The sequence below is a fragment of the Streptomyces sp. GL_141 genome, assembly GCF_057834385.1.
The window spans coordinates 5,340,482-5,356,398 of the sequence record NZ_CM174402.1 but is presented as its reverse complement, the minus strand read 5'-3'; the positions used below and the strand labels follow the sequence as shown (position 1 = coordinate 5,356,398).

The window sequence follows — 15,917 nt, the reverse complement described above, 5'->3', positions numbered from 1 at the left end:
AAACGCCGGAGGGGCTGGTTTTCGCCTGGCCGGGGCCGGCCGGCGCGGAGCGCCATTCCAGCCTCGCCGGCGTTTGAGGAGCACCACCCGCTACGGGGCCGTGGAGCCCGACTGCTTGTTGTCCTGGGGCGGCGCCGAGTCGGAGGAGACGGCCAGCCAGCCACCGACGCCGACGGCCGCGGCCAGGGCCACGGCGGCAGCCGACAGCGCGAGCCGCCGCTTGCGGACGGTCTCCGCCCGGTGCCGCGCGGAGCCGGGCCGGTGCCCCCCGGCGGGACGCGGAACCCGGGCGGTGCCCAGGGCCCCGCCGGCCAGCTCGTCCGGCCCCGGCACCCGCATCGAGGTGTGGGTGTCCCGGTTGGAGTCGGTGGAGGAGCCGGGGACCAGCGGGACCACACCCCGCCGCCGCACCGGATCGGCGGCGGCCACCGCCTCCGGTTCCGCGAAATCCGCCTGCTCCGGCTCGTCCGGCTCGTCCACGTCCAGCGGCGGCATCCCCGCCAGCATCGGCAGCAGGTCCCGCAGCCGCAGGGAGAGCTCCGAGGCCCGCAGCCGCGAGGCGGGGGCCTTGGCCAGGCACTGGACCATCAGCTGCCACAGCTCGTCGGGGATGCCGGGCAGCGGGACGACGGTCTCCGTCACATGGCGCCGCAGCACCGCCCCGGGATGCCCGCCGCCGAACGGCGTGAAACCGGCGAGGAGTTCGTACAGCACGGTGGCCAGGGCGTAGATGTCCACCGCCGCGCGCGGCGGCAGTCCCTCCACGATCTCCGGCGCCAGGTAGTCGGGCGTGCCGATGATCCGGGTGGTGGGGGCGGAGGCCCGGCCGCCGGTGGACCGCCGCGGCGAGTCGATGAGCTTGGCCACGCCGAAGTCGGTGAGCAGCGCCGGATGCGCGCCGCCCGGTCCGAGCGGGCCCTGCATGTCGAGCAGGACGTTCTCCGGCTTGACGTCCCGGTGCACGACCCCGGCCGCGTGCGCCGCGGCCAGCGCGTCGGCGACGTCCGCGACGATGGCGACGGCCGCCTCGGGGGCGAGCCGCCGCTCGCGGTCGAGGCGCGTGCGCAGGTCCGTACCGCGGACGAGGTCCATGACGAGGGCGAGGTCGTTGCCGTCCACGACGAGGTCGCGGACGCAGACGACGTGCGGGTGCTCCAGGCCCAGGAGCGCGCTGCGCTCCTGGACGAACCGTCCGACGAGCTCCTGGTCGGACGCGAGGTCCTCGCGCAGCAGTTTGACGGCGACGGGGCCGTCAGGCCCCTCGCCCAGCCACACCGTGCCCGCGCTGCCGCGTCCCAGGATCTGGTGCGCGGTGTACCGGCTGCCGATCTTCCGTGCCACAACTGCTCCCTCAGCGGCTGGCGTACGCACCAAAGCTACGCGGCCAGGTGGGTGTTGGAGTCCACGGATCGCGGCGACCTTCACTTCTGCGGGCGAAATCACGTCCCGGAAGTCGACAAATCCACGAAGTCACCGATACAAGGCCCGGTTCGGGCGGATTGCGCCGGTACAGCGCGCCCAGTCGAAGGCCGGAAGGCTCAGGAGCCCGTACCGCCCGCGGCGTCGCCGATCGTGGTGACCCAGTCCACGGCGTCCGAGCCCCAGGTCCACACCTGGTCCCACCAGCCGCGGCCGGTGCCGACCCACTCCTGGAGTCCGCTGAACTCCCAGATCAGCCAGCCCGCGACGAAGAACAGCACGATCATCACCAGGCAGCCCTTGAGGCAGCCCAGCCCCGGGATCTTCACCGGGTTCGCGCTGCGGCGACGCGGCTCGCGGGGCTCCCGCTGCGGCGGCTGCTGACGCGGCGGCGGTCCCTGAGGGGGCTGCTGCTGGGGCTGCTGCGGCTGGCGGTACTGGGGCTGCCCCTGCGGCTGCTGGTACTGCTGGGGGTGCTGCGGCTGCGGCTGATAGTGCTGCGGCGGGGGCGGCGGCGCGTACTGCTGCTGCGGGTACTGCTGAGGCTGCTGGTACTGCTGCGGCGGCGGCGCCTGCCGGTACGGCTGCTGCTGCGGAGGCTGCTGCGGGCGCTGTTGCGGAGGCTGCTGGGGCCGCTGCGGCTGCTGGTACTGCTGCTGCGGCGGCGGGCCCTGGCGCTGCGGCCGGCGGCGCAGCGGGTCCTCGCTCGGGTCCAGGTAGTGCATCTGCGTCTGCTCGTTGCGGTCGCGGGCCGCCTGCATCTGCGACTGCCACGGGTGCGGCGAGTCCGGCCGCTGCACGGGCGGCATCACGGAGGTCGGGTCGGCGCCGGGCGCACCGGTGCTCGGGAGCACGGACGTGGCGTCGGCCGCGCCGACCGGCGGCATCACGCTGGTCATGGCATTGGGGTCGTAGGCCCCCATCGGGGAGGCCCCGGCGGACCCTCCGGGCAGCATCTGCGTCGCGTCCGCGGCGCCCGGGGTCTCGGGCACGGGCGCGGGCGAGGGGTCGGGCGCGAGGAGCGCGCCGACGCCGAGGGCGGCCTCGACCTCGGCGGCCGTGGAGTGCACGCCGATGCCGGAGGCGACCACGCGCAGGCCGCGCGCGAGGGTCTCCGCGCTCGGACGCTCGTACGGCTCCTTGCGCATGCAGCGCTCGATGACCGTCCACAGCGGCTCGGGCACGTTCGGCGGCCGCTGCGGCTCCTCGCTGAGGTGGCGGTGCAGGACCTCCAGCGCGGTACCGCCGGCGAAGGGCGGCCGGCCGGTGAGGAGCTCGTAGAGCAGGATGCCGGCGCCGTAGATGTCGACGGCGGAGGTCTGCGGGCGGCCCTCGGCGGACTCGGGGGCGACGTAGGCCGGGGTGCCGACGAACTCGTGCGTGCGCGTCAGGCCCGGGGAGTCCGCGAGGCGCGCGATGCCGAAGTCGGTGAGCATCGGCTTCATCTGGCCGTCGCGCTCGTCGACGAGGACGTTGGCGGGTTTCAGGTCACGATGGACCACGCCGTCGGCGTGGCTGGCGGCGAGCGCGTCCGCGATCTGGGCGGTCAGCAGGCTCGCGGCGACCGGGGTGAAGGGGCCGTTCTCGCGGAGGTACTTGTGCAGGTCCGGACCGTCGATGAGGTCCATGACCAGGGCGAGGAGATCGCCCTCGACGACGAGGTCGCGGGTGCGGACGATGTTGGGGTGGGTCAGGCGCAGCAGGACCGAGCGCTCGCGCAGGAAGCGCATGACGATGTCCGGGTCCTGGGCCAGCTCCTCCTTGAGGACCTTGATGGCCACGGTCTCGCCGGGGTGGCCTGCCACCGCCGCCTCCGCACCGGCCGCCTCACGCTGGCGGGCGCGCCAGACGGTGCCCGTGGCGCCGCGCCCGAGCGGCTCCTCGAGCAGGTACTTGCTGCCGACTGGCCGCACGTCGCGCGCTCCCTGCTGTCGTCGCTTCCGGCGAGTGATCCACGCATGATCCACGCGTGATCCAGGCCTGATCTGCGAAATGGTTTTCCGGCCCACTCTAGGGCTTGTCCCGGAGGAAGACGCGGGGTGAGGGAGGTTGGTTGCCGCACATATGCACGAAGGGTGATGTTTGCGGCGTATGCCGGGGGCGATTTTCCCGGCCGGCCTGTCGATATCCGATCGGCCCGCTTGCAGGTCCGGCGCCGGTCCGCGACCGATCAAGATCACTTGCCGGTGGGTGGCGGGCGTGTCGATGACGACAGGTGCGAGGATGCACCCGTACGGAACGGCCGGGACGGGAGCCCCGCCTTCCGGGCAGACCTGACCGGACGACGCGTCCGTGCCGGGTGGGGGCGGACGGGCGGGCACCACGTGCGGACAGCGCGAGTGCTCCGTCCCGCGGGTCCCTGCCGGGCGCACACACCGCGCACCGCGCAGAAGGGACCGCTGACGGCGATGCAGATCCGGCTGACCGTCCTTGGGTCGGGGTCGCGCAGCGGCCACCAGACCGCCACCGCGACCGCCACCGGCGGGGGTACCGGCGGAGGAGGCGCGCCGGCGAGCTGTGACGTACTCGTCACCGCGCCCGCCGGCACCGCCCTGTCCGCGGTGGCCTCCGGGCTCGCGGCGACCGTCGGCGGACCCGATACCGGGGGCACGGTCGTGCTGTACGCCGGTACGGAGCGCCTGGACCCCGCCCGCTGCGCGCTCGGCGAGCCGCCGCTCGTGGACGGGGCGGTGCTGTCGCTGAACGTGCCCGGCCCCGACGTCCGGACGGACGGGACCGCGGCCTCCCTCGGGGACGGGCCGCAATTGCACGTCGTGGCCGGGCCGGACGCCGGCGGGGTGCACCTGCTGCACCCGGGGGCGATCCGGATCGGGCGCTCGGCCGACGCGGACGTCCCGCTGGACGATCCCGACGTATCGCGCCTGCACTGCACCGTGACGGTGCTGCCCGACGGGCGGGTGGCGGTGGCCGACCTCGGGTCGACGAACGGTACGACCCTCGACGGCGCGGTCGTCGGCGCGGAGCGGGTGGCGCTCGCGCCGGGGGCGCTGCTGCGGGTCGGCGAATCCACGCTCCGCCTGGCCATGGGCCCGGCCCCCGCCCCCCTCCCCCTCACCCCGGACCTGGAGGGCCACCTCTCCGTCTCCCTCCCGGGCCACCCCACCGAGGGCACCCCTGACGGGGCGGTGGTCGGCGCTACGCCCGGCAGCCCTGCGGGGTCGCACCCCGGAGGCGGCGGCTGGAGCGGCGCTGCGTCGGGCACCCCTTCGGGGTCGCACCCCGGAGGCGGCGGCTGGTCCGCGGCTACGGCGGGCACCGCGGCCGGGGCGTACCCCGAGGGCGGTGGCTCCGGCGGAGCCCGGGCCGGCGGGGCGTACCCCGACGCGGGGGGCCGGGGAGCACAGGGGCAGATCCCCCACCCCGCCCCTTCCCGAAACGGGGGCTCCGCCCCCGACCCCGTCCGGCCCGGCTCCGGGGCCGGTGGCCCCGGGTACGGAACCCCCGGCGCGCCCGCGGCGCACTGGGACGGCAGCACCGGCACGGTCCCCGCCGCCCGGGGCACCGCACACCACTCCGGGGGCGGCCGGGCCGCGTCCGGCTCCGCTTCCCCGGACCCCTGGCCGTACGGCGAGGCCGACCGGGACGGCGGCGCCGACCCGCACCGCGCGGGCCGGATCGCCAGGCCCGCGCCCGGGTCAGCCCCCGGCACCCCGGGAGCCGGACACCACGCGGCCCCCGACCGCCCGGGCGCCGGGCAGTACGGCGAAGCCGGACAACACGGCGGAGCCGGACACCCGGGCGCAGCCCCGGGAGCCGGACAGCACTCGCTCCCCGACCGCCCCGGCGCCGGGCAGTACGGTGCACCGGGCGCAGCCCCGGGTTCCTACGGTGCGGCCGCACACCCCGGAGCGGCCCCCGGGCGGCATGCCGGACCGGCACACCCCGACAGCACCCCCGGGCAGCACCCCGGAGCACCGCACCCGGCCGGAGCCGCGGGCCCGTACGCCGGAGCGGCCCACGAAGGCGGAGCCGCCGGTCGGCACACCGGAGGCGCCCCCGGAGGCGCGGCCGCAGGCCCGTACCCCGGAGCAGAACACGACGGCGGAGCCGCAGGACCGTACGGGTACGACGGGCCCGGGGCCGTGCATCGGACCGGGGTCGAGCATCACGGTGCGGGCGGCTGGGAGGAGCCGGGGGCGGCCCGTGAGGCCCGGCCGGGCTCCGAGCCCCGCCGCGCGGGGCGTCGCGGCATCGGCGCCTGGGCGCGCAAGTGGGTGCGCGGGGCGGAGGCCGCCGAGGCGGAGGTGGTCGCCGAGACCGCGGCCGACGTCACCCCGCGGCCCGGCTCCGACGATCCCGCGACCCTGCTGCTGACCGCCCTGGGGCCGGCCCCGCGGCTGTGGGCCGGGCCCGAAGGGCTCGACGTCACGCTCGGCGCGGGCAGTGAGGTCTCGCTCCGCGAGACCGGAGCGCTCGGCATCGCCGGCCCCCGGGCCCGGCTGACGGGCGTGGCCCGCTCCGTCATCGCGCGGCTGGCGGCCCTGCACGCCCCCGGCCAGCGCCTGGAGATCGTGCTGATCTCCACCGACCGGGCCCGCCCGCTCGCCGAACGCCGCCGCGACTGGGGCTGGCTCGGCTGGCTGCCCCACGTACGCCCGGCGCACGGCCAGGACTGCCGGCTGCTGCTCGCGTACGACCGCGATCAGGCGGCCGCCCGCGCCGGGGAGCTGACCCGGCGGCTCGACGACGGCCCCCTCGGCACCCACTGGGCCACGGCCGGCCCGGACGCGGTGCGCGAGGCCTCGTACGCCTACCGGGGCCCGTACACGCTCCTGGTCCTCGACGGGGACCCCGGTCCCGGGGCGCTCCGGGACATCACCGGCAGGCTGACCTCGCACGGGCCGGCCGCCGGGATCCACGTGCTGGCCCTGGCCGAGGCGCCGGCCGCGACGCCCGCCTCGCCCGTCACCGAGACGTACGAGGCGGCCTGCGCGGCCGCCCCCGCCTTCCGGGACTGCCGGGCCGCCGCCCTGCTCAGCGGTGATGTGGCCACGACCGTACGGACCTTCGCGGTCTCGGGCGGCACACCGGCCGGGTCCGGCGGTACGGCCACGGCGGACGCCGTGTCGGCGGCCTGGGCGGAGCGGTTCGCCCGCGCCCTGGCCCCCCTCAAGGCCGACTCCCCCACCACGGAGGGCGGTTACCGGCCGGCCGCGGCCAACCTGCCCCAGACCTCCCGGCTGCTCGACGAGTTGGGGCTGGCCCGGGCCACCCCGGCTTCACTGATGGCCCGTTGGGCCGCCGCAACCGACCAGGGGCAGCGCGTCGGCGGGCTCGCGGAGATAGTCCTCGGCACCGGGCGGCGCGGGCCGGTGGGCGCCGAACTGGTCACCGACGGGCCGCACGTGCTGATCGAGGGGCCCGCCGGCAGCGGCCGTACGGAACTGCTGCGCTCGGTGGCGGCCTCCCTGTCGGCGGCCGCCCGGCCCGACCGGCTCGGCCTGGTCCTGCTCGACGGGGCCGGCGGCGAGCGCGGCGACGGCCTGCTGCCCTGTACGGAGCTGCCGCACGTCTCGGCGCACCTGGTGGCCTCGGACCCGCTGCGGATGCGGGAGTTCGCGCAGGCGCTGGGCGCCGAGCTGAAGCGGCGGGCCGAGCTCCTGGACGGGGTGCCGTTCTCCGAGTGGCACGCCGTGCGCGAGGTCTCCGACCGGATGGTCTCGCCCCGCCAGCCCACCCCCGGCGAGCTGCGCGGCGATCTCGAACCCCAGCGTTCCGGCACCCTGCGGCTGCGCTCCTCGGCCACCCGGGCCGATCCGGCGGCCGGGCCCAGCCCGCTGCCCCGCCTCGTCGTGCTCGTGGACGACTTCGACGCACTGGTCGCACCGGGCCTGGGCAGCACGGGCCGGCCCGCCGCCGGTTCGGTGGTCCGCGCGCTGGAGGCGGTGGCCCGCGAGGGTGCCCGGCTCGGGGTGCACCTGGTGGCCACCAGTGCCCGGCCGGACCGGACGGCCGACACCGAGCTGGCCCGGCTCACGACCCTGCGCGTGGAGCTCGACGCCCCCGACCAGCCGGGGCCCGGCCGGGGGGTGCTCCGGTACGCCGACGGACGCACGGTCCCGTTCCAGGGCGGCCGGGTCACCGGCCGGATCCCCCGGACGGCGACGCTGCGGCCGACGGTGGTGCCGGTGGAGTGGGAGCGGATGGGTGATCCGCCGGCCCGGCGCCCGGTCCGCGAGCTGGGCAACGGCCCGACCGACCTGGCGCTGCTGGCCAGCGCCCTGGACCGGGCCTCGCACCTGGTGTCGGCGGTACCGGTGCTGTTCCCGCCGGCCCCCTGAGACGGCCCCTCACCCGGACCCCCGAGGAGCCCCCCGAGCGGTCCCCCGCCCACCCCCGTACGCCGCGAGGCGGTATTGCGGGGGTGGGCGGGGCGGCGTAGACCTTGTGGCACGGGACACACCATCGCCAGCGAGGCATCGGGGGCACCGTCATGCGCAAGCACGGATCGAGCCGCACGACATCAGTGCGTACGCACCACACGTGGGCCGCTCTGGCCATGGCCGGCGCGCTGGCGCTCAGCGCCTGCGGTGGCGGCGGCGACGGCAAGGAGCCGGCGAAGGGCACGGCCGCCCCCGGCAACTCGGGCGGGCCGTCCGTCGCGTTACCCCGTCTCGACGGGCAGAAGCTGGAGGTCGCCGCCGTCTGGACGGGCGCGGAGCAGGCGAACTTCGTCAAGGTCCTGAAGGAGTTCGAGCGGCGGACCGGTGCCACGGTCACCTTCGTCCCGGCGCAGGACCCGATCGTCACCTTCCTCGGCTCGAAGATCGCGGGCGGCGCCCCGCCGGACGTGGCACTGCTCCCGCAGGTCGGGGCGCTGGTCTCGGCGGTCAAGAACAAGTGGGCGCAGCCGGTCGGCGCCGACGCGCAGGCCCAGCTGGACCAGAACTTCTCCCCCGGCTGGAAGAAGCTGGGCGCGGTCGACGGCACCCAGTACGGCGTCTACTACAAGGCCGCCAACAAGTCGCTGATCTGGTACAACGCGAAGGCCTTCGAGGCGGCGGGCGTACGTCCCCCGGCGACCTGGAAGGAGCTCCTGACGGCCGCCGACACCCTGTCCGCGTCCGGTACCCCGGCGGTTTCGGTGGCCGGTGCCGACGGCTGGACCCTGACCGACTGGTTCGAGAACGTCTACCTCTCGCAGGCGGGCCCGGAGAAGTACGACCAGTTGGCGAAGCACGAGATCAAGTGGACGGACGACAGCGTCAAGCAGGCGCTGACCTCGCTCGCCGAGCTGTTCGGCCGCAAGGACTTCCTGGCGGGCGGCCAGAGCGGGGCGCTGGCGACCGAGTTCCCGAAGTCGGTGACGCAGACCTTCACCGGCGGCGACCGGCCGGCGGCCGCGATGGTCTACGAGGGCGACTTCGTGGCGGTCAACATCGCCCAGACGGACGCCGAGGTGGGCAAGGACGCGCTGGTCTTCCCCTTCCCGGCGGTCGGCGCCAGGGCCCCGGTGATCTCGGGCGGGGACGTGGCGGTCGCGCTGAAGGACTCGAAGGGCGCGCAGGCGCTGCTGACGTTCCTGGCCTCGGTGGACTCGGCGCGGATCCACGCCCGTGAGGGCGGCTTCCTCTCCCCGAACAAGGCGCTCGAACCGGACGCGTACCCGAACGACATCCAGCGCGGCATCGCCGAGGCCCTGATCGCGGCGGGCGACACCTTCCGCTTCGACATGTCGGACCAGGCTCCGGCGGCCTTCGGCGGCACCCCGGGCGCGGGCGAGTGGAAGGCGCTCCAGGACTTCCTGGCGAACCCGGCCGACGTGGCGGGGACGCAGGCGAGGCTGGAGGCGGACGCGGCCAAGGCCTACGGGAACTGATCCCGGTGGCCTCCCCCACCGGATCCGCCGCTTCCCCGACCGGATCCGCCGCTTCCCCCACCGGATCCCCCGCCCCCACCCCGGCGGCCGCTCCCACCGGATCCCCCGTGACCTCCCCCGCCACCGGCCCCCGCTCCCCGAAGGCCAAGGAGACCCGGCGCCGCCGGCTGACCGCCGCGGCGTTCCTCCTCCCCTCCCTCGTCCTGCTCGGCGCGCTCGTCGTGCACCCCATCGGCTACTCGCTCTACCGCAGCTTCTTCGACCGTTCCGGCGAGGAGTTCGTGGGCGCCGGGAACTACGGGGAGATCCTGAGCGACGACACGATCCGCACGGCGCTGGGGAACACGGCGATCTGGGTGGTCCTGGCCCCGGTCACCGCCACCGCTCTCGGTCTGCTCTTCGCCGTGCTGACCGAACGGGTGCGCTGGGGAACGGCCTTCAAGCTGATCGTCTTCATGCCGATGGCCATCTCGATGCTCGCGGCGGGCATCATCTTCCGGCTCGTCTACGACGCCGACCCCGACCGGGGCGTGGCCAACGCCGTCTGGGTCGGCGTCCACGACACCTTCGCCGAGTCCTCCGCCTTCCCCAAGGCCCGTCCCGGCCGGGACTCGCCGCTGCTCCCGGCCGACGGGGGCGCGTACGTGACCCGCGATCCGGTACGGGCGGGCGTGCCCGCGCCGCTCCCGCTGGTCGGCATCGCCCCCGAGGCCCTCCCCCCGGGAACGCGGACGGCGCGGCCGGCCGCCGGCGAGGGGGGGAAGGTCACCGGCACCGCCTGGCAGGACTTCACCCGGGGCGGGGGCGGTACGACGAACACGGTCGACCCCACCGAGTCCGCCCTGTCGGGGCTGCGCGTCGAGGCGGTCAAGGACGGCCGGGTGGTCGACTCGGCGAGGACCCGGGCCGACGGCACCTTCACCCTGTCCGCCGCGGCCGACGGCGCACTGCTGCGACTGCCCGCCTCGAACTTCCGGGAGGCGTACGGGGGCGTCGAGTGGCTCGGCCCGACCCTGGTGACCCCGGCGGTGATCGGGGCCTACGTGTGGATGTGGGCCGGGTTCGCGATGGTGCTGATCGGGGCCGGGCTGGCCGCCGTACCGCGCGAACTGCTGGAGGCGGCGCGGGTGGACGGGGCGAGCGAGTGGCAGGTGCTGCGGCGGATCACGGTGCCGCTGCTGGCGCCCGTCCTGGCCGTCGTGCTGGTGACCCTGGTCATCAACGTCATGAAGGTCTTCGACCTGGTCTTCGTGATCGCCCCGGGCGCCGTGCAGGACGACGCCAACGTCCTGGCGCTCCAGCTGTACCGGACCGCCTTCGCCGCGGACGCCGATCCGGGGCTGGGCAGCGCCATCGCGGTGCTGCTGCTGGTGCTGGTGGCTCCCGTCATGGCCTACAACATCCGCCGGATGCGCCGGGAGGCCCGCCGATGAGCACACCGCCGCGCACGCGGTCCCGTACGCCGTCCACCGGCTCGCCCCCCGCGCCAGTGGCCGCCGCGCGGTCCCTCGCCGCCCGTGCGGCCGGCGGGGCGCTGCGCGTCTTCCTCGTCCTCGCGGGACTGTTCTGGCTGCTGCCCACGCTCGGCCTGCTGGTCTCCTCCTTCCTCTCCCCCACCGCCCTGAACGACGGCGGCTGGTGGCAGGTGCTGACGGCGCCCTCCCGCCTCACGGCCGACAACTACGAGCGGCTGCTGGCCAACGAGACCGTCACCGGCTCCCTCCTCGACACGGCGGCCATCGCCGTCCCGGCGACCCTGCTGGTCCTGGCGCTGGGGGCGTTCGCCGGATACGCCTTCGCCTGGCTGGAGTTCCCCGGCCGCGACTGGCTGTTCCTGATCGTGGTCGCGCTGCTCGTCGTACCCGTCCAGGTGGCGCTGATCCCGGTCTCCGAACTCTTCGGCTCCATCGGCCTGTTCGAGACCACGGCGGGCGTGGTCCTCTTCCACACCGCCTTCGGGCTGCCGTTCGCCGTGTTCCTGCTGCGCAACTTCTTCGCGGAGATCCCGCGCGAGCTGATGGAGGCGGCCCGCCTCGACGGGGCGGGCGAACTGCGGCTGTTCGCCCGGGTGGTGCTGCCGCTGGGCGGTCCGGCGATCGCCTCGCTCGGCATCTTCCAGTTCCTGTGGGTGTGGAACGACATGCTGGTCGCGCTGGTCTTCGCGGACTCGGCGCACCCGCCCGTCACGGTCGCGCTCCAGCAGCAGGTACGGCAGTTCGGGAACAACATCGACGTGCTGGCACCGGGCGCCTTCCTGTCGATGGTGGTGCCGCTCGTCGTCTTCTTCGCCTTCCAGCGGCAGTTCGTCTCGGGGGTGATGGCGGGAGCGATCAAGTAGGCGGCCGGACGAGCGATCAAGAAATCAGCCCTTGATCATGGTGTTGACGTGCCGTGTTGACGCTCCGTAACCCGAATGCCGCACCCTGCGTAACCCGATCACCACGCCGGGGGTTCCTGGGCCATATGCCCGCGCCGACCCCTGGATGTGCCGTGCCCCGGTTCAGCGTCATCGTGCCCGCGTACAAGGTCCAGGCCTACCTCCAGGAGAGTCTGGACTCGGTCCTGACCCAGTCGTACCCGGATCTCGAACTGATCGTGGTCGACGACGCCTCCCCGGACGCCTGCGGTTCGATCATCGACGACTGCGCGGCCCGCGACCCCCGGGTCACCGCCGTGCACCTGGCGCACAACCTCGGCCTGGGCCCGGCCCGCAACGCGGGCCTGTCCCGCGCCACCGGCGACTACGTCCTCTTCCTCGACGGCGACGACACCCTGGCCCCCGGCGCCCTGCAGGCCATCACCGACCGGCTGAAGGCCACCGGCTCCCCGGACGTCCTCGTCTACGACTACGCGCGCACCTACTGGACCGGCGAGCTGGTCCGCAACAGCCTCTCCCACCGCCTCTCCGAGGAGGGCCCGGCCAGCTTCCGCCTCGCCGACCGCCCCGCCCTCCTCGGCATGCTGATGGTGGTGTGGAACAAGGCCTACCGCCGCGAGTACGTGGAGCGCGAGGGCCTCTCCTTCCCGCCCGGCTTCTACGAGGACACCCCCTGGACCTACCCGGCCCTGCTGGCGGCGGAGTCGGTCGCCGTCCTCGACCGGGTCTGCGTGCACTACCGCCAGCGCCGCACCGGCTCCATCCTCACCACGTCCACCCGCCGCCACCTCGACGTCTTCGACCAGTACGACCGCGTCTTCGGCTACCTGGCCACCCGCCCCGAGCTGGAGCGCTGGCGGCCCGCCGTGCACCGGCGGATGGCCGAGCACTTCTGCGCCCTGTACGCGGACCCGCGCCGGCTCCCGCGCGCCGCCCGGGCCGAGTTCTTCGCCCGGGCCTCTGCCCTGCTGCGCCGCTACCGGGTGCCGGGCCCCCGGCCGCTGTCCCTGAGCCGGACGGACCGCACCCGCCACCTCCTGATGCGGCTGGGCACGAGGCGCGCGTACCGCGTGCTGTCCCTGCTCCGCTCGGCCTCGCTCACCGCGGGCCGCGCCGGGATCACCCTGGGCGGGGGCCTGCGCGAGAGCGTCCTGCGCCTGCACTACCGCACCCAGCGCCTGCTCCCGCTCCGGCCGGAGCTGGCGGTCTTCTCCGCGTACTGGCACGGCGGTTACGCCTGCAACCCGGCGGCGATCGAGGCCAAGCTGCGCGAACTCGCCCCGCGCATGCGGACGGCCTGGATCTGCGATCCCGCGCACGCCTCGACGCTGCCCCGCGGCACCACCCCGCTCCGCCCGGGCTCGGCGGCGTACTGGGCGGCCCTGGCCCGCGCCACCTACCTCGTCACGAACGTCAACTTCGACCGCACCCTGGTCAAGCGCCCGGGCCAGATCCTCCTCCAGACCCAGCACGGCACCCCGCTCAAGCGCGTCGGCCTCGACCTCCAGGACCGCCCGGCGGCCACCCCCACGACGGACTTCGCCGGCCTGCTCCGCGGCGCGGACCAGTGGGACTACCTGCTCTCCTCGAACCGCCACTCCACCCTCGTCTGGGAGAAGGCGGTCCCCTCCTCGTACACCACGCTCGAGTACGGCTATCCCCGCAACGACGTGTTCCACCGGGCCACCCAGGCCGACGTCCTGGAACTGCGCGAACGCCTCGGCATCCCGCCGGGCTCCACGGCGATCCTGTACGCGCCGACCCACCGCGACTACCGGCGCAGCCGGCCGGCCCACCCGGACTTCGACCGCATCCTGCGCGACCTGGGCCCGCGCTACACGATCCTGACCCGCACCCACCTCACGTACGCGGGCTCGGCCGCCCCCGACCCCCACCCGCGCCTCCTCGACGTCTCCTCCCACCCCTCCGTCGAGGAACTCTGCCTGGCCTCGGACGCGTTGGTGACGGACTACTCGTCGCTGATGTTCGACTACGCGGCCCTGGACCGCCCGATCGTCATCCACGCCGACGACTGGGAGGCGTACGAGGCCTCCCGCGGCACGTACTTCGACCTCCGCGCCTTCCCCCCGGGGGCGATCGCCCGCACCGAGGACGAGCTGGTGGACATCTTCTCCACCGGCCACTGGCAGGGCTCGCGCTCCGCGCAGCTCCGCGCGTCCTTCCGGAGCCGGTTCTGCACGCACGACGACGGCCAGGCGGCGGAGCGCGTGGTCCGCCGCGTCTTCCTGAGCCAGCCGACCGCCCCCATCACCCCCTTGGAAGACCGCCGCCCCACCCCAGCAGCCCCCTCCACCACCCCGGAACCCACCCTGGCCCACCTGACGACGTCCCGCTGGCCCTAACAGCCACGCCGGAACCGATCCAGCCGTCCGGCGTGTGAGGCGCGGGGTCCGGGGCGGAGCCCCGGGGGGTCCGGGGCACAGCCCCGGGGAACGGGCGAAGGGCGGGTAGGGGAACTCCGCCCCGCGCAGCGGAAGCCCTCAGGCCGCCGGCCCGACCGTCAGCCCGGCGACCACCGACCGCGCGAGGTCGTCCAGGTATCCCCCCGGGACGGAGTCCCGTACGACGACCTGCCGCCAGTACAGCGGCCCGATCGCCAGATCGAGCGCCCTCCCCGCATCCACCCCCACGGGAAGCTCGCCGCGCGAAACCGCCTCGGAGATGATCCCCTCCGCCATCCGCCGCTGCCCCTCCAGCAGAGCGCCCCGCACCGCATCCGCGATCTCCGGATTCCGCGCCGCCTCCACCAACAGGTCGGGGATCACCGCGGAGGCCACCGGATGCCGCAGCACGTGTGACATCACCTCCAGCAGCGCCCGTACGTCCCCGTAGAGCGACCCGGTCGAGGGCACCGGCAGGCCCTCCAGGGCGAAGGCGCCCACCAGGTCCAGCACCAGGTGCAGCTTCGACTTCCACCGGCGGTACACGGCCGTCTTCCCGACGCCCGCCCGCCGCGCGATGCCCTCGATCGACATCCGCGCGAAGCCCACGGTGGCCAGTTCCTCGACCACGGCCGCCCGGATCGCCTCGGTCACGTCCTCACGGAGAACGGCGGCCCCCGCGGGGGCTCTACGGGCGGTGGGCGCAGTGGGGGCGGCGGCAGGCTCAGGCGTCATAAGCAGAGCATAACCCGCGACGACGATACGGTTGCGTTCCGACGTCGAACGACCTAACCTCACCGTAGCGACGATACGGACCCGTCCCATCGCCAGCCGACGCCCCGACCCCGTCGAAAGCGACCCCCGTGACAGCGACCACCGCGCCACCCAAGGCCCCGGCCCCGCCCCCCGCCCCCGCGCAGCCGACGGGCCGGGCCAAGGACCAGGACAGGACCCCGGACCCCATCGCCGAGCTGGCGGCGGCCCACGACCTGACCCTCAGCGGAGCCCGCCCCACCCTCCCCCGCTACATCGCGCAGCTCTGGACCCGGCGCCACTTCGTGACCGCGTACGCCACCGCCCGGATGCGCGCCCAGTACAGCGAGGCCAGCCTCGGCCAGGTCTGGCACCTGGTGACGCCGCTGCTCAACGCGGCCGTCTACTACTTCATCTTCGGCGTCGTCATGCACGCCAGCCGCGGCGTGCCGGACTACCTGCCGTTCCTGATCACCGGCGTCTTCGTCTGGGACTTCATCGGAAGCTCCATCAACGCCTCCACCCGGGCCGTCCAGGGCAACCTCGGCCTGGTGCGCGCCCTGCACTTCCCGCGCGCCTCGCTGCCCCTGTCCACCGTCGTCCAGCTCTTCCAGCAGCTCCTCGTCACCATGGGCGCGCTGTTCATCCTGCTGCTCGCCTTCGGCCAGACGCCCTCCCCGAACTGGCTGCTGGCCGTTCCGGTCCTGTTCCTCATGGCCGGCTTCTGCGCGGGCTGCGCCATGATCATGGCGCGGATCGGGGCGAAGCACCCGGACATCAGCCAGCTGATGCCGTTCGTCCTGCGGACCTGGATGTACGCCTCGGGCGTCATGTGGTCGATCGACAAGATGCTCAAGGACGATCACCTCCCGCACTGGGTCACGTCGGCACTCGAACTGAACCCCGCGGCCGTCTTCATCGACCTGATGCGCTTCGCGCTCATCGACTCGTTCAAGGCGAGCCAGCTCCCGCCCCACGTCTGGCTGATCGCGCTCGGCTGGTCCCTGCTCGTCGGCGTCGGCGGGTTCGTTTTCTTCTGGAAGGCAGAGGAGGAGTACGGCCGTGGCTGACACCGCAACCGCAACCGCATCCCCGACCCGCACGCGGACCCCCGCCCCGCAGGTCC

The 15,917-nt window shown here is 74.6% G+C and carries 9 protein-coding genes; 6 read left to right on the top strand and 3 right to left on the bottom strand.

Features of this window, described 5'->3' with window-relative positions; translation table 11 throughout:
- Positions 1-90: 90 nt before the first annotated feature.
- Together AC3IX6_RS23720 and AC3IX6_RS23715 are read right to left on the bottom strand one after the other, a co-directional pair.
- Positions 91-1,341, bottom strand: coding sequence for a serine/threonine-protein kinase (locus AC3IX6_RS23720; protein WP_489364387.1), 1,251 nt, complete (start codon positions 1,339-1,341; stop codon positions 91-93).
- 197 nt (positions 1,342-1,538) lie between these two features.
- Positions 1,539-3,332 (bottom strand): serine/threonine-protein kinase, encoded by a 1,794-nt coding sequence (locus AC3IX6_RS23715; RefSeq protein ID WP_489364385.1) that lies wholly within the window; start codon positions 3,330-3,332, stop codon positions 1,539-1,541.
- 495 nt (positions 3,333-3,827) lie between these two features.
- On the opposite strand from AC3IX6_RS23715, the gene AC3IX6_RS23710 reads away from it, so the two are divergent.
- The 5 genes from AC3IX6_RS23710 to AC3IX6_RS23690 all read left to right on the top strand — a co-directional run bounded on the left by AC3IX6_RS23710 (position 3,828) and on the right by AC3IX6_RS23690 (position 13,999).
- A complete protein-coding gene (locus tag AC3IX6_RS23710; protein WP_489364383.1) occupies positions 3,828-7,721 on the top strand; it encodes an FHA domain-containing protein in 3,894 nt (1,297 codons plus the stop codon).
- 218 nt (positions 7,722-7,939) lie between these two features.
- Positions 7,940-9,259 carry an ABC transporter substrate-binding protein gene (locus tag AC3IX6_RS23705; protein WP_489371540.1) on the top strand — a complete coding sequence of 440 codons (1,320 nt, stop codon included), beginning with the start codon at positions 7,940-7,942 and terminating at the stop codon, positions 9,257-9,259.
- Positions 9,260-9,366: 107 nt separating this feature from the next.
- A complete protein-coding gene (locus tag AC3IX6_RS23700; RefSeq protein ID WP_489364381.1) occupies positions 9,367-10,692 on the top strand; it encodes a carbohydrate ABC transporter permease in 1,326 nt (441 codons plus the stop codon).
- On the top strand, positions 10,689-11,597 hold the full coding sequence (locus tag AC3IX6_RS23695; RefSeq protein ID WP_489364379.1) for a carbohydrate ABC transporter permease: 909 nt from the start codon (positions 10,689-10,691) through the stop codon (positions 11,595-11,597). Before AC3IX6_RS23700 ends, AC3IX6_RS23695 begins: the two co-directional genes overlap by 4 nt.
- A gap of 125 nt (positions 11,598-11,722) precedes the next feature.
- Positions 11,723-13,999 (top strand): bifunctional glycosyltransferase/CDP-glycerol:glycerophosphate glycerophosphotransferase, encoded by a 2,277-nt coding sequence (locus tag AC3IX6_RS23690; RefSeq protein ID WP_489364377.1) that lies wholly within the window; start codon positions 11,723-11,725, stop codon positions 13,997-13,999.
- Between the two features lie 138 nt (positions 14,000-14,137).
- On the opposite strand, the gene AC3IX6_RS23685 is transcribed toward AC3IX6_RS23690, so the two are convergent.
- Positions 14,138-14,773 (bottom strand): TetR/AcrR family transcriptional regulator, encoded by a 636-nt coding sequence (locus AC3IX6_RS23685; RefSeq protein WP_489364375.1) that lies wholly within the window; start codon positions 14,771-14,773, stop codon positions 14,138-14,140.
- 128 nt (positions 14,774-14,901) lie between these two features.
- Here AC3IX6_RS23685 and AC3IX6_RS23680 point away from each other — a divergent pair, with 128 nt between their 5' ends.
- Positions 14,902-15,861, top strand: a complete 960-nt coding sequence (locus AC3IX6_RS23680; RefSeq protein ID WP_489364373.1) for an ABC transporter permease — start codon at positions 14,902-14,904, stop codon at positions 15,859-15,861.
- The last annotated feature ends 56 nt before the right edge of the window (positions 15,862-15,917 follow it).